Raw genomic sequence first — 13,756 nt, 5'->3', positions numbered from 1 at the left:
GTTCCTAGCGGGGCAACAAAGCAAATTCTTCGGGCGTATACGCCGTGATGGCAAGGGCATGAATGCCGCGCTGCATGGCATCGGCCAGCGCATCATACACCATGCGATGCCGCGCCACGCGGGGCTTGCCGGCAAACGCGACGGCCACGATCGTGACACTGAAATGACCGCCGGCGGCGGCACCAGCGTGGCCCGCGTGCTGCGCGCTGTCGTCGGTGATGCGGATCGATTCGACGGGCGCGAGCGCGGCCGCGAGGCGCGCCTCGATGAGCGCGGCGCGCTCGGCGGTGGTGGCGTGCATGAACAGGTCGCTCATGTCATTCCTCCTTCATGTACTTCGACAGCCACAGGCTTTGCCCGACGATGAACACGAGCAGGCAGCCGGTCGCGCCGAACAGCTTGAAATTGACCCACTGATCGGTCGTATAGTGATACGCGACGAACAGGTTCAGCAGACCGAGCAGCACGAAAAACGCCGCCCAGATCAGGTTCAGCTTGCCCCAGATCGCGTGCGGCAGCGTGATCTGCTTGCCCATCATCGCTTCGATGAGGTTCTTGTTGAAGCCGAGCTGCGACACGATCAGCGCGACGGAAAACGCCCAGTACAGCACGGTCGGCTTCCATTTGATAAAGGTGTCGTTGTGCAGCACGAGCGTCGCGCCGCCAAATACGACGACGACGCCGAGGCTCACCCACAGCATCGGGTCAACCTTGCGGTGGCGGAACGCCACCCACGCGATCTGCACCAGCGTGGCGACGATCGCCACTGCCGTCGCCGTGAAAATGCCCCAGATCTTGAAGGCGACGAAGAACAGGATGATCGGGAACAGATCGAACAGGAATTTCATTATCTGATCGGGAAGTCGGAGAGTGAGTCGAACGTTGAAGCGCGCCCGCCTGGCGTGCAAGGTGCGCGGTGCCCGCTGGCGAGCGGGACTGCCGCATTGGAAGGGCGCCGCGCGCACTTCCAATGCGGCGCCGAAGGCGGGCAGGGATGCTGCCGCGCCGCGTTACTTGGGCTCGAATTGTAACGCAGCTGAATTGATGCAGTAACGCAGACCGGTCGGCGCCGGTCCGTCCTCGAACACGTGGCCCAGATGCGCGCCGCAGTTCTTGCACTGCACCTCGATGCGCAGCATGCCGTGTGAGCGGTCGGTCTTCTCGGCGATCACCTCGCCGTTGATGGGGCGGAAATAGCTCGGCCAGCCGCAGCCGGCGTCGAACTTGGTGTCCGATTCGAACAGCGGCGCGCCGCAGCACACGCAGTCGTAGACGCCGCGTTCCCAGTGATCGTCGTAGCGGCCCGTGAACGGGCGCTCGGTGGCCGCATGGCGCGTCACCTGGTATTCCATGTCGGTCAGCTGCTTGCGCCACTCGGCGTCGCTTTTCTGTACGGCTGGGGCGTCATGCTTGAGATCGTCGGGGTTGCTCATGGTCGGGTTCCTGTCTCGGGTTTGTCTCGCGGGTTTGTGCTGGTTCGTGCCGGTGTTTTCTGGAGGCACGGCCGTGGCGATTCAACCGCGCCGGCGCGTCATGACGAACAGCTCACTTCCAGTGAGTTCGCCCAGTCGGGCGGCAGGCCCGCATACGACGCGTATTCGGGCTGCTCGTCGAACGGGTGACGCAACACGGCCGCGAGCCGTTCCACCTCGGAGAAATCCTTCTCCTTCGCGCGTTGGATCGCCGTTTCCGCCAGATGGTTGCGAAGTACGAATTTGGGGTTCACGCGATTCATTGCAATGGCGCGCGCAACGTCGTCGCGTGACTCTTCGGCGAGCCGCGCGCGATAGTCGTTCGCCCATGCGTCGAAGGCGACGCGATCGAGGAACAGGTCGCGCACCGGCGTGTCGCCGCTCGCTTCGTGTTTCGACAGGCGCGCGAGATTGCGGAACGTCAGCGTGAAATCGGCGCGGTTCGCGTGCATCACTTCGAACAGCCGGTTGACCAGCGCGTCGTCGCCGTCGCGCGCCTGTTCGAGGCCGAGCTTTGCGCGCATGCGGTTTTCGAGCGCCGGCGCGAAACGGTCCTTGAAGCCGGCGAGCACGTGCTGCGCATCTTCGACCGCCTTGTCGGCGCGCACGCTTTCGTCGTGCTTCTCGCCGAACAACGGCAGTAGTCCCTGCGCGAGGCAGAACAGGTTCCAGTACGCGATTTGCGGCTGCAGCCGGTAGGCGTAGCGGCCCTGCGTATCGGAGTGATTGCAGATGTGGCCGGCATCGAAGCCATCCATGAAACCGAACGGGCCGTAGTCGATCGTCAGGCCCAGGATCGACATGTTGTCGGTATTCATCACGCCGTGACAGAAACCGACCGCCTGCCAGTCGACCATCAGATCCGCGCTGGAGCGCACCGCCTCGGCGAGCAGCGCCAGATACGGATCGTCGGCCTCCTTGCAATGCGGATAGAAGCGCTCGATGACGTGATCGGCGAGCGCGCGCAACGCGTCGACACGATCGTTCGCGTAGAAGTGCTCGAAGTGGCCGAAGCGCACGAAGCTCGGCGCGACGCGCGTGACCACCGCGGCGGTTTCGATCGTCTCGCGCCGCACCGGCTGGTCGGAGCCGATCACGGACAATGCGCGCGTGGTCGGAATGCCGAGATGATGCATCGCCTCCGAGCACAGATATTCGCGGATCGACGAGCGCAGCACCGCGCGGCCGTCGCCCATGCGCGAATAGGGCGTGCGGCCCGCGCCTTTGAGCTGCAGTTCGTTGCGCTCGCCGTCGTGTTCGAGCTCGCCCAGACCGAGCGCGCGGCCGTCGCCGAGCTGGCCGGCCCACACGCCGAACTGATGCCCCGAGTACACCGACGCATAAGGCAGCGTGTCGGCCGGCCAGTCGCGCGTCGCGTTGCCGCAGAACAGCTCGATAAAGCCCGGATCGCGCTCGATACCCTCGGGCATCCCGAGCCGCGCGGCGGTCTCGGCCGAGAAGCCGACGAGATAGGGTGCGTCGAGCGGCGCGGCGGGCAGGCGCGTGAGGAACGTGCCGCCGAGCCGCGCGAACGCGTTGGCTGGGGGAGTGGCGAGTGTGTTGGAAAGATCCGTCAAAGCTGCGGATAGCCCTGCAAAGCTTGGGGAAAACGACATGTTGAGCGCCTCTGGATTAGCCGATATTGTAAGTCCGCGCCCGCGGCGCTGCTGGGCGGCCGCCTTCATCGTTCGGACCATGCTGCTGCGCTCGACGCCGCCACGATCTTGCGCCAATCCATCGACCCACTGACAAGCCGAGGAGACCCCGCCTTATGACGACGCCGCTGCTGGGCCAGATGATGGACGTGCCGCTCACCGTGTCATCGTTGCTCGCGCATGCCGCGCGGCATTTCGGCAGCACCGGGATCGTGTCGCGGCGCATCGAAGGCGACCTGCATCGCTACACCTATCGCGATTGCGAGCAGCGCGCGAAGCAACTCGCGCAGGCGCTCATCGCGCTCGGAGTCGAACCGGGCGAACGCGTCGCGACGCTCGCGTGGAACGGCTACCGGCATCTCGAAGCGTATTACGGCACCACCGGGTTCGGCGCCGTGTGTCACACGATCAACCCGCGGCTTTTCCCCGACCAGATCGCCTACATCGTCAATCATGCCGACGATGCGTACGTGCTGTTCGACACGACGTTCGCCGCGCTGGTCGACACGCTCGCGCCGCAATGCCCGCGCGTGCGCGGCTGGATCGCACTGTGCGATGAAGCGCATCGGCCGCCGATGCAAACGTCGGTGCTGTGCTACGAAACGCTGATGGACGGGCAGGACGGCCGCTTCGACTGGCCCGCGCTCGACGAGCGCCAGGCGTCGTATCTCTGCTATACGTCGGGCACGACCGGCAATCCGAAAGGCGCGCTGTATAGCCATCGCTCGACGGTACTGCACGCGTTCGGCGCGGCGTTGCCCGACGCAATGAACCTGTCGGCGCGCGACTCGGTGCTGCCCATCGTGCCGATGTTCCATGTCAACGCATGGGGCCTCGCGCACGCGGGGCCGCTGACCGGCGCGAAGCTCGTGTTCCCCGGCAAGGATCTCGACGGCAAGTCGCTGTACGAACTGATGGAGAGCGAACGCGTCACGTTCTCGGCCGGCGTGCCGACCGTGTGGCTCGGTCTGCTGAACCACCTGCGCGAAACGGGCGCGAGGTTTTCGTCGCTCGAGCGCACGGTGATCGGCGGTTCCGCCTGTCCGCCCTCGATGCTGCGGATACTCGAGGACGACTACGGCGTGCAGGTGATCCATGCATGGGGCATGACGGAGATGTCGCCGCTCGGTACCTTGTCGAAGCTGACCTGGGAGCAGAGCCAGCGGCCGCTCGCCGATCAGCGCAAACTGCTCGAAAAGCAGGGTCATGCGATCTACGGCGTCGACATGAAGATCGTCGGCGAGGATGGCCGCGAGCTGCCTTGGGATGGCGCCGCGTTCGGCGATCTGCACGTGCGCGGGCCGTGGGTCATCGACCGGTATTTCCGCAAGGAAGACTCGCCGCTCATCGACGGCTGGTTCCCGACCGGCGACGTCGCGACGATCGACCCCGACAGCTTCCTGCACATCACCGATCGCTCGAAGGACGTGATCAAGTCGGGCGGCGAATGGATCAGCTCGATCGACGTCGAGAACGTCGCGCTCGCGCATCCGGCGGTCGCGGAAGCCGCGTGCATCGCGTGCGCGCATCCGAAGTGGACCGAGCGCCCGTTGCTCGTCGTCGTCAAACGCGCGGGGCAAGAGGTCACCCGCGACGAACTGCTCGCGTACTACGACGGCAAGGTCGCGAAGTGGTGGATCCCCGACGACGTCGTGTTCGTCGACGACCTACCGCACACGGCGACCGGCAAGCTGCAGAAGCTGAAGCTGCGCGATCTGTTCCGCGACCACGTGCTGCCGTCCGCGCTCGAAGACGGCCGCAGCTGTCCGCTGACCCCCGAGTCCAGGGGAAACCCCACTCGGGAATAAATTGAACGTTCGTTCTTTTTTGGTGTATCGTGCCTGCTGACCCCGGAACCGTCGCTTGAAAAAGTCTGACCATAAGCAGGCTCGATGAACCGGACGGGCGGCGCATCATGCGCCGCCTCAATGCATGGATCGCACGGAGGCACGCAGATGGCAGTGGACTACATAACTCATGACGGCGTGGCCGTCCTCACGCTGAACAATCCGCCCGTCAATGGACTCGGTCTGTCGACGCGCGCGGGTATCGTCGAAGGGCTCGAGCGCGCGCAGAACGATCCGGCCATCAAGGCCATCGTGCTGACGGGCGCGGGCAAGGCCTTTTCGGGCGGCGCCGACATCACCGAATTCAATACGCCGAAGGCGACCCAGGAGCCGACGCTCGCGACCGTCATCAAGGCCGTGGAAGGCAGCGCGAAGCCGGTCGTCGCGGCGATCCACAGCGTCGCGATGGGCGGCGGCCTCGAACTTGCCCTCGGCGCGCATTACCGCGTCGCCGCGGCCGGCGCGCAGATCGCGCTGCCCGAAGTGAAGCTCGGCATCCTGCCGGGCGCGGGCGGCACGCAGCGTCTGCCGCGCGCCATCGGTCTGGAAGCGTCGCTGAACATGATCGTGTCGGGCGCGCCGGTGCTCTCGGAAAAGCTCGCCGATTCGGGGCTGTTCGACGAAGTCGTCGCGAATCCCGCCGAACTGGCCGAAGCCGCGCTCGCGTTCGCGCGCAAGGTCGGCGCCGAGGCCGGCCCGCATCCGAAGGTGCGCGAGCGCAAGATCGAACATCCGAATGCGGCCGGTTTCATCCAGTTCGCGCGCAATAGCGTCGCGGCAATCGCGAAGAACTTCCCGGCGCCGCATAAATGCATCGACGCGGTCGAAGCCGGTGTGAAGGACGGCTTCGACAAGGGCCTCGCATTCGAGCGCGAATGCTTCATCGCGCTCGTGCAGACGCCGGAGAGCCGCGCGCTGCGTCACGCGTTCTTCGGTGAGCGGGCGGCGAGCAAGATTCCCGACGTGCCGGCAGATACTTCGGTGCGCGACATCGATCGGGTGGCCGTGATCGGCGCCGGCACGATGGGCGGCGGCATCGCGATGAACTTCCTGAACGCGGGCATTCCGGTCACGCTGCTGGAAACGAAGCAGGAAGCGCTCGACCGCGGTCTCGCGACGATCCGCAAGAACTACGAGGCGACCGTCGGGAAAGGCAAGCTGAAGCCCGAGGTGATGGAACAGCGCCTCGCGCTGCTGAGCTCGACGCTCTCCTACGACGACCTGAAGCACGCCGACATGATCGTCGAAGCCGTGTTCGAAGAGCTGGGCGTGAAGGAGCAGGTGTTCCGCCGGCTCGATGAAGTCGCGAAGCCCGGTGCGATCCTCGCGTCGAACACGTCGACGCTCGACGTCGACAAGATCGCCGCGTTCACGAAGCGTCCGCAGGATGTGGTCGGCATGCACTTCTTCAGCCCGGCCAACGTGATGAAGCTGCTCGAAGTCGTGCGTGGCAAGGAGACCGCGAAGGACGTGCTCGCCACCGTGATGAAGCTCGCGAAGAAGATCAGGAAGACCGCGGTGGTGTCGGGCGTGTGCGACGGCTTTATCGGCAACCGGATGATCGAGCAATACGTTCGTCAGGCGCTCTTCTTGCTCGAAGAGGGCGCGTTGCCAGCGCAGGTAGACAAGGCCATCGAGAAGTTCGGCTTCGCGATGGGGCCGTTCCGCATGAGCGATCTCGCCGGCAACGACATCGGCTGGGCGATCCGCAAGCGCCGCTATCTCGAACACCCCGACATGCACTACTCGAAGATCGCCGACCGTCTGTGCGAGATGGGCCGCTTCGGCCAGAAGACCGGCGGCGGCTGGTACGACTACATGGCGGGCGATCGCACCGCATACCCTTCGGGCGTGGTCAACGAAATGATCGGCGAGTACTCGAAGGAAACCCACTCTGAGCGCCGCAAGATCAGCGACGAGGAAATCGTCGAGCGTCTGGTGTTCGCGCTCGTCAACGAAGGCGCGAAGATTCTCGAGGAAGGCATCGCGTCGAAGGCGTCGGATATCGACATGGTCTATCTGACCGGCTACGGCTTCCCCTTGCATCGCGGCGGCCCGATGCTGTACGCGGACACGGTGGGGCTCTACAACGTCGAGCGCGCGATTCGCCGCTATGCGGCGCGGCCGAACGGCGACGCGTGGAAGCTCGCGCCGAGCATCGCGAAGCTAGCGGCCGAAGGTCGCGGGTTCAACGGCTGAGCGCGGCCGGCTTCAGCCCACGAATTGAGCGGTGCGGGTATCCCTCGCATCGCTCGCATCAAACGACAGAGGTGGCGCGGTGATGCGCTTTTGAACGCACGGCAGTGAGCCGGCGCGCCACTACTGACACTGCAATTGGAGACACGCATGACTGACGCCGTAATCGTATCCACCGCCCGCACGGGTCTCGCCAAATCGTGGCGCGGCGGGTTCAACATGACGCACGGCGCGACGCTCGGCGGCCACGTGACGCAGGCCGCGGTCGAGCGCGCGAAGCTCGATCCGGCGCGCGTCGAGGACGTGATCATGGGTTGCGCGAATCCGGAAGGCGCGACGGGCGGCAATATCGCGCGGCAGATCGCATTGCGCGCGGGCTTGCCGGTCAGCGTGCCGGGCATGACCGTGAACCGTTTCTGCTCGTCGGGATTGCAGACGATCGCGCTTGCGTCGCAACGCGTGATCGCCGGCGAGGGCGACGTGTACGTCGCGGGTGGCGTCGAGTCGATCTCGTGCGTGCAGAACGAGATGAACCGCCACATGATGACCGACGGCTGGCTCACCGAGCACAAGCCGGAAATCTACTGGTCGATGCTGCAGACCGCCGAGAACGTCGCGAAGCGCTACTCGATCTCGAAGGAACGCCAGGACGAATACGGCGTGCGCTCGCAGCAACGCGCGGCGGCCGCGCTCGAAGCCGGTAAATTCAAGGACGAAATCGTGCCGTTGACGGTGCTCGCCGGCGTCGCCGACAAGGCGAGCGGCCGTCTTTACACGAAAGAAGTGACCGTCAGCAGCGACGAAGGCATTCGCGCCGACACGACGCTCGAAGGCGTGTCGAAGATCCGCACCGCGCAGCCGGGCGGCGTGATCACCGCGGGCAATGCGAGCCAGTTCTCGGACGGCGCATCCGCTTGCGTCGTGATGAACGCGACGCTGGCCGAACGCGAAGGGCTGCAGCCGCTCGGCATCTTCCGCGGCTTCGCGGTGGCCGGCTGCGAGCCCGACGAGATGGGCATCGGGCCGGTGTTCGCGGTGCCGAAGCTGTTGAAGAAGGCCGGCCTCAAGGTCGAGGACATCGGCCTGTGGGAGCTGAACGAAGCGTTCGCGGTGCAGGTGCTCTATTGCGCCGACCAGCTCGGCATTGCGCACGACCGCCTGAACGTGAACGGCGGCGCGATCGCGGTGGGCCATCCGTACGGCGTGTCGGGAGCGCGGCTCGTCGGCCATGCGCTGATCGAAGGCAAGCGGCGCGGCGTGAAGTTCGTCGTCGTGACGATGTGCATCGGCGGCGGGCAGGGCGCGGCGGGTTTGTTCGAAGTGGTTTGAGCGGGCGTGGGCCGGCGTCATTACGAGCCCGTGTCCGACGACGGCAGGCTCAGCGTCCCCTGATCGGTGAATCGCGTCGTACCGGTCACCCCACCCGCGAGCTTGCCGCGCAGAACGTACGGAACCTGTCCCGACTGCGCGGCGCCGGCTAGCGCAAAGGCTTGACGAACCGCGGCGAAAGCCGGCACGGTCAGCGGCACGGTGACGACGGTTTCACCGAAGCGCGGCACGGTGCCGCTCTGGTCGCTGACGCCGGTGGCGAACGGCTTGCCGTTCAGTTCCAGATCGAGCGACACGCCGTTGAAGCTGACCGCGGAGTCGTTGGGATTCTGCACGCGCAGCTTGACGTTGAAGCGCATCTCCATGCCCTGGCCAGCGATCGGCTCGATGCCCGCCACATTGACGCGCAACGGGTCGGCGCCGAACAGGCCCGCGCAGCCAGCGAGTGTCAGCGTGACAGCGACGACGGCGGCGAACAGGCGCCACACCCATGAGACGCGGCCCGGCTGCAGCGCGCGAAAGAATGACATGACCTGCACCTCGAACGAAGCGGGTTGGTCATGCATTGTAACGGGCCACGTGGCGCGCGCAGCGACGTTTCAGGCGGCGCGCCGCCACCGTGTGCGCACGACGCAAGCGAGACGCCGAGCGGCTTGCAGAACGAAACCGCGTGCGCTGTGTTCAGCGTGTGCAGGCAGCACGATGAATGCAGCGCGATCGGCCTGCGTCGCGCGGATCGACACGACGCCACGTTGCGAGGTCACAAACCGCTCGCCTTCGTGCAACGTGAGCGACGTGAGCGGGGCGTCGTTGCCGAGCCAGGCCAGCGAATGATCGCGGAAGACGAGTTGTAATGCACCTTCGACCGCGATGATCGAACTGCGGGCGCGCAAGTCGTGCAGGGCCATCTGACCGGCGGCAAGATGCGACGCCGCGGTGCAATCCACTTCTGCACCGGGTAACAAGCGATCGTGGTATGGACGCACAGGCATGACCGATTCCTTTAAACCGTCTTCGTGTCACACAGCTTAGGGAATCCGTCCGGATGAAAACAGGCGCAGCTGTCGACAATCTGAACCGGTACAGTGGTGCGTTTCGTCACGCTGTATCGGTCCGAATCACGTCGATGTGTATCTGTTGCCGCGCGCGGACTATCCACACCATCGGTTCATGAGCGAACCCCTCTTCACACCGCAAGGTCCCTCGACGGACCGGCCAGCCGAGCGCCAGCCGCTTTACCGGCAACTGGCCGACCAATACCGCCGCGCGATCGGCAACGGCGCGCTGCGCCCGGGCGACCGCATGCCGTCGATGCGCGCGTTCATGCAGCGCCACGGCGTGAGCCTCGCGACGGCGACCGAGAGCTATCGCGAACTGGAACGCGCCGCGCTGATCGACGCGCGGCCGCGCGCCGGCTATTTCGTGCGCGTGCCGCCGACGGCTGCGTTGCCCTGCGCCGCCGAGCCCGATCTCGCGATGCAGCCCGGCGCCGCCGCGCAGTTCGTCGGCATTCACTCGGAGATTTCGGCGCTCGTGTCGAAATTTCAGCGCTATCCGCACGCGCTGAATCTCGGCGGCGCGACCGCGTCGCCCGATCTCTATCCGACCGATGCGTTGCAAAAGGCCGCGGTGCGCGCGTTGCGCCGGCGGCCCACCTTGCTGACCGCCGTCGGGCCCGATCAGGGTGATCCGGCGTTGCGCGCGATCATCGCCCGGCGCGCGCTCGAGGCCGGCAGCCAGATCGGCGCGGACGACATCATCATGACGCACGGCGGCGTCGAAGCGATGAACCTCGCGTTGCGCGCGGTGACGCAGCCGGGCGACACGGTCGCGGTCGAATCGCCGTGCTTCTTCGGTTTGCTGCAGGCGCTCGAAAGTCTCGGTCTGCGCGCGCTCGAAATTCCGACCAGCCCGAGCACCGGCCTCGCGATCGAGGCGCTGGCGTTCGCGCTGCACACGCATCCCGACATCAAGGCGGTCGTGGTGGTGCCGAACCTGCAAAACCCGCTCGGCAGCGTGATGCCCGACGCGCACAAGGCGAGCCTCGTCGAACTGTGCGCGCGCGCCGGCATCGCGCTGATCGAGGACGATCCCTACCGCGAGCTCGTCGATGCCGCGCCGCCGCCCCGCTCGCTGAAGGCGTGGGACACCGATGGCACCGTGATCCATTGCACATCGTTCAACAAGACGCTTGCGCCTGGCATGCGCGTGGGCTGGATCAACGGTGGCCGGTGGCATCCGCGCATCGGCATGCTGAAGTTCGCGCAGTCGCGCCACAACGAGCAGTTGTCGCAAGTCGTGCTCGCCGGGTTCCTGGAGACGAGCGCGTACGAGCGCCATTTGCGGCGATTGCGCGAGAGCTTGCAACTGCGGCGCGAGCGGATGGCCGCGGCGATGGCGGCATCGTTTCCCGACGGCACGCGGTTCACGCCGCCGCGCGGCGGGATGTTTTTCTGGATCGAATTGCCGCGTCACGTATCGTCGTCGGCTTTATTCGACGCCGCGTTGCATGACGGTCTTCGCATCATGCCGGGCACGGTATTTTCGAACGCCGGGCGTTTCGATCACTTCATTCGGCTCAGCTGTCCGAGTGCGGATCTGGATCTGACCGACGAAGCGGTGCGCAGACTGGGGCGCCTCGCGGCACGGATGGCAGCTCATGCCCCAACGCGATAGCGGGTATCATTTCCCGCCGTACGCTCGACACGCGCCGTCGGCTACGAAATCTGATATCTGAGCCATGACCGATCCATCCACCTCATCCAGAACGGGCCATGCATCGTTGCCCGAAAGCCCCTTCATCGACCGTCTCGGCGCACAGTTGTTGTCGGCCGCCGACGGCGTCAGCGAAGTCGTGCTGCCGTTGCAACGCGATCATATGAACACGTGGGACGTCGCGCATGGCGGCGTCACGATGACGCTCGCCGACGTCGCGCTCGCGATGGCCGCGCGCAGTCTCGCCGGCGACGGCGTCGGCGTCGTCACCGTCGAGATGAAGGTCAACTTCATGCAGCCGGGACGCGGCGAGTTGCGCGCGACCGGCCGCGTGCTGCATCGCTCGACGACGATGGCCTATTGCGAAGGCGAGATCCGCGACAGCGAAGGCCACTTCGTCGCGAAAGCGCTCGGCACCTTCAAATACATGCGCCGCCTCGCGGTGGGCCGCGATGTCACGCGGCAGCGTCTGCGCAGCGACCCGGCGGCGAAGCCCGGTCCGAGCGACTGAGCACCCAACAACCCAAGGAGACGACCGCATGGCCCGGATCAATCGCCAATTGCTGCTGGTTTTGCGCCCCCAAGGCGAAGCCACGCCCGATAACTTCAAGCTCGTCGAAACGCCGCTCGCGCCGCTCGCCGACGGCGAAGTACGGGTGCGCAACCACTATCTGTCGCTTGATCCGTATATGCGCGGACGCATGAACGACAGCAAGTCATACGCGGCGCCGCAGCCGCTGAACGAAGTGATGATCGGCGGCACGGTCGGCGAGGTCGTCGAGACGAGGAATCCGAAGTTCGCGGTCGGCGACAAGGTCGTCGCGATGTTCGGCTGGCAGGAGTACGGCACCTCCAATGGCACGGGCATGCAGAAGGTCGACGACACGCATGTGCCGCTGTCGGCGTATCTCGGGCCGGTCGGCATGCCGGGCGTCACCGCATGGTACGGGCTGAACCGCATCATCGCGCCGAAGGCCGGCGAGACGGTGGTCGTCAGCGCGGCGAGCGGCGCGGTGGGCAGCGTGGTCGGTCAGCTCGCGAAGGCGGCGGGCGCGCGCGCGGTCGGCATCGCGGGCGGCGCGGACAAGTGCCGCTATGTGGTCGAGACGCTCGGCTTCGACGCGTGCGTCGACTACAAGGCCGGTAACCTGTACCAGGACCTGAAGGCCGTCACGCCCGACGGTGTCGACGGCTACTTCGAGAACGTCGGCGGCGAGGTGCTCGACGCGACGCTCGCGCGCATGAACGCGTTCGGGCGCATCGCATTGTGCGGCTTCATCGCGGGCTATGACGGCCAGCCGCTGCCGCTCAAGCATCCGTCGCTGATGCTGACGCAGCGGCTGCTCGTGCAGGGCTTCATCGTCAGCGAACACATGGACGTGTGGCCCGAGGCGCTCAGGCAGCTCGGCACGCTCGTCGCGCAGAAGAAGCTGCAGTATCGCGAGACGATCGCGCAAGGGCTCGAAGCCGCGCCCGAGGCATTCATCGGCTTGCTGAAGGGCCGTAACTTCGGCAAGCAACTGGTCAAGCTGATCTGAGCGCGACGTCATCATGCAACGGCAAGCCGCCACTCAACCAGGGAGTCACAGAATGTTCGAATTCGCGGGCAAGGTGGCGGTGATCACCGGCGCGGGCAGCGGCTTTGGCCGCGCGTTCGCGCACAAGGGCGCGGCGCTCGGCATGAAGCTCGTACTCGCGGACGTCAACGCCGACCAGCTCGCGCAAACCGTCGACGCCTTGCGCGAAACCGGCGCCGAGGCGATCGGCGTGCCGACCGACGTATCGAACGCCGCGCAGGTCGAGGCGCTCGCGCAGGCGGCGCTCGCCGCGTTCGGCAAGGTCCACGTGCTGTTCAACAACGCGGGCGTCGGCACCGGCGGCTTCCTGTGGGAAAGCTCGGCGAACGACTGGTCGTGGGTGTTCGGCGTCAACGTGATGGGTGTCGCGCACGGCGTGCGCGCGTTCGCGCCGATCATGCTCGCGCAGAAGGAGCCCGCGCATATCGTCAATACGGCGTCGGTGGCGGGGCTGCTGGCGCCGCCGGCAATGGGCATCTACAACGCGTCGAAGCATGCGGTGGTGGCGCTGACCGAGACGCTGTATCACGACCTGAAGCTCGCGCAGGCCGGCACGGGCGGCGAGGTCGGCTGTTCGCTGCTGTGTCCCGCCTTCGTGCCGACCGGCATCGCGGAGGCCGAGCGCGTGCGTCCCGACGAGTTGCGCAACGCGGACCGGCCGACGCGCTCGCAGATCGCGGCCGGCAAGCAGTTGCAGCGCGCGGTGCAGTCGGGCAAGCTCACGGCCGACGATGTCGCCGACATCGCGTTCGAGGCGATCGCCGCGCGGCGTTTCTATATCATCACGCATCCGGGCATCATGGCGACCGTGAAGCTGCGTCACGAGGATATCGAGCAGTTGCGCGAGCCGTCCGATCCGATGTCGCTGAAGCCTGAGGTGAAGAACGCGCAGTAGCGGCCGGCTGCGCGGCCGGTGCGCCGGCTTTTGTCAACCCTTGGCGCACTGCGCACCACGTTGCCGAAAC

Annotated in this window: 13 protein-coding genes; 7 read left to right on the top strand and 6 right to left on the bottom strand. The window is 66.0% G+C overall.

Annotated features, from left to right (window positions below):
- Positions 1-4: 4 nt before the first annotated feature.
- The 4 genes from F6X37_RS01845 to F6X37_RS01830 all read right to left on the bottom strand — a co-directional run bounded on the left by F6X37_RS01845 (position 5) and on the right by F6X37_RS01830 (position 3,088).
- Complete coding sequence (locus F6X37_RS01845; RefSeq protein WP_013089413.1) at positions 5-316, bottom strand: BolA family protein; 312 nt, start codon at positions 314-316, stop codon at positions 5-7.
- Position 317: 1 nt separating this feature from the next.
- Positions 318-848: a septation protein A gene (locus F6X37_RS01840; protein WP_090804756.1), complete on the bottom strand. Its 531-nt coding sequence runs from the start codon at positions 846-848 to the stop codon at positions 318-320.
- A gap of 162 nt (positions 849-1,010) precedes the next feature.
- Complete coding sequence (gene msrB / locus F6X37_RS01835) at positions 1,011-1,433, bottom strand: peptide-methionine (R)-S-oxide reductase MsrB (protein ID WP_090804758.1); 423 nt, start codon at positions 1,431-1,433, stop codon at positions 1,011-1,013.
- 98 nt (positions 1,434-1,531) lie between these two features.
- Positions 1,532-3,088, bottom strand: a complete 1,557-nt coding sequence (locus tag F6X37_RS01830; RefSeq protein ID WP_187610111.1) for a protein adenylyltransferase SelO — start codon at positions 3,086-3,088, stop codon at positions 1,532-1,534.
- Positions 3,089-3,243: 155 nt separating this feature from the next.
- On the opposite strand from F6X37_RS01830, the gene F6X37_RS01825 reads away from it, so the two are divergent.
- From F6X37_RS01825 to F6X37_RS01815, 3 genes are all read left to right on the top strand, one after another.
- Positions 3,244-4,935, top strand: a complete 1,692-nt coding sequence (locus F6X37_RS01825) for a 3-(methylthio)propionyl-CoA ligase (protein WP_187610110.1) — start codon at positions 3,244-3,246, stop codon at positions 4,933-4,935.
- 147 nt (positions 4,936-5,082) lie between these two features.
- On the top strand, positions 5,083-7,173 hold the full coding sequence (locus tag F6X37_RS01820) for a 3-hydroxyacyl-CoA dehydrogenase NAD-binding domain-containing protein (protein WP_187610109.1): 2,091 nt from the start codon (positions 5,083-5,085) through the stop codon (positions 7,171-7,173).
- Between the two features lie 147 nt (positions 7,174-7,320).
- A complete protein-coding gene (locus F6X37_RS01815; RefSeq protein WP_018418061.1) occupies positions 7,321-8,499 on the top strand; it encodes an acetyl-CoA C-acyltransferase in 1,179 nt (392 codons plus the stop codon).
- Positions 8,500-8,519: 20 nt separating this feature from the next.
- Here the strand turns inward: F6X37_RS01815 and F6X37_RS01810 are convergent, their stop codons facing one another.
- On the bottom strand, positions 8,520-9,029 hold the full coding sequence (locus F6X37_RS01810; protein WP_187610108.1) for an LEA type 2 family protein: 510 nt from the start codon (positions 9,027-9,029) through the stop codon (positions 8,520-8,522).
- A 69-nt stretch (positions 9,030-9,098) separates the two neighbouring features.
- Positions 9,099-9,491, bottom strand: a complete 393-nt coding sequence (locus tag F6X37_RS01805; protein WP_018418059.1) for a hypothetical protein — start codon at positions 9,489-9,491, stop codon at positions 9,099-9,101.
- A 178-nt stretch (positions 9,492-9,669) separates the two neighbouring features.
- Between F6X37_RS01805 and F6X37_RS01800 the strand changes: the two genes are divergently transcribed.
- The 4 genes from F6X37_RS01800 (at position 9,670) to F6X37_RS01785 (ending at position 13,686) form a co-directional block, all read left to right on the top strand.
- Positions 9,670-11,175, top strand: coding sequence for a PLP-dependent aminotransferase family protein (locus tag F6X37_RS01800; protein ID WP_187610107.1), 1,506 nt, complete (start codon positions 9,670-9,672; stop codon positions 11,173-11,175).
- Between the two features lie 64 nt (positions 11,176-11,239).
- Complete coding sequence (locus tag F6X37_RS01795) at positions 11,240-11,725, top strand: PaaI family thioesterase (protein WP_026225390.1); 486 nt, start codon at positions 11,240-11,242, stop codon at positions 11,723-11,725.
- A gap of 28 nt (positions 11,726-11,753) precedes the next feature.
- Entirely contained in the window at positions 11,754-12,752 is a 999-nt protein-coding gene (locus F6X37_RS01790) for an NADP-dependent oxidoreductase (RefSeq protein ID WP_187610106.1), read from the top strand.
- A 52-nt stretch (positions 12,753-12,804) separates the two neighbouring features.
- Positions 12,805-13,686, top strand: coding sequence for an SDR family oxidoreductase (locus F6X37_RS01785; protein ID WP_187610105.1), 882 nt, complete (start codon positions 12,805-12,807; stop codon positions 13,684-13,686).
- Positions 13,687-13,756: the final 70 nt, after the last annotated feature.

The organism is Paraburkholderia sp. 31.1, from assembly GCF_014397645.1.
GTDB lineage: Bacteria > Pseudomonadota > Gammaproteobacteria > Burkholderiales > Burkholderiaceae > Paraburkholderia > Paraburkholderia tuberum.
Note: the sequence above shows the minus strand (reverse complement) of the source record. Positions and strands in the feature narration are given on the sequence as shown.

What these genes read in the sequence shown, in the direction of transcription:
- F6X37_RS01800 (WP_187610107.1), top strand. Translation starts at nt 9,670, where the DNA reads ATGAGCGAACCCCTCTTCACACCGCAAGGTCCCTCGACGGACCGGCCA.
- F6X37_RS01815 (WP_018418061.1), top strand. Translation starts at nt 7,321, where the DNA reads ATGACTGACGCCGTAATCGTATCCACCGCCCGCACGGGTCTCGCCAAA.
- F6X37_RS01840 (WP_090804756.1), bottom strand. Translation starts at nt 848, where the DNA reads ATGAAATTCCTGTTCGATCTGTTCCCGATCATCCTGTTCTTCGTCGCC.
- F6X37_RS01830 (WP_187610111.1), bottom strand. Translation starts at nt 3,088, where the DNA reads ATGTCGTTTTCCCCAAGCTTTGCAGGGCTATCCGCAGCTTTGACGGAT.
- F6X37_RS01820 (WP_187610109.1), top strand. Translation starts at nt 5,083, where the DNA reads ATGGCAGTGGACTACATAACTCATGACGGCGTGGCCGTCCTCACGCTG.
- F6X37_RS01785 (WP_187610105.1), top strand. Translation starts at nt 12,805, where the DNA reads ATGTTCGAATTCGCGGGCAAGGTGGCGGTGATCACCGGCGCGGGCAGC.
- F6X37_RS01805 (WP_018418059.1), bottom strand. Translation starts at nt 9,491, where the DNA reads ATGCCTGTGCGTCCATACCACGATCGCTTGTTACCCGGTGCAGAAGTG.
- F6X37_RS01845 (WP_013089413.1), bottom strand. Translation starts at nt 316, where the DNA reads ATGAGCGACCTGTTCATGCACGCCACCACCGCCGAGCGCGCCGCGCTC.
- F6X37_RS01795 (WP_026225390.1), top strand. Translation starts at nt 11,240, where the DNA reads ATGACCGATCCATCCACCTCATCCAGAACGGGCCATGCATCGTTGCCC.
- msrB (WP_090804758.1), bottom strand. Translation starts at nt 1,433, where the DNA reads ATGAGCAACCCCGACGATCTCAAGCATGACGCCCCAGCCGTACAGAAA.
- F6X37_RS01810 (WP_187610108.1), bottom strand. Translation starts at nt 9,029, where the DNA reads ATGTCATTCTTTCGCGCGCTGCAGCCGGGCCGCGTCTCATGGGTGTGG.
- F6X37_RS01790 (WP_187610106.1), top strand. Translation starts at nt 11,754, where the DNA reads ATGGCCCGGATCAATCGCCAATTGCTGCTGGTTTTGCGCCCCCAAGGC.
- F6X37_RS01825 (WP_187610110.1), top strand. Translation starts at nt 3,244, where the DNA reads ATGACGACGCCGCTGCTGGGCCAGATGATGGACGTGCCGCTCACCGTG.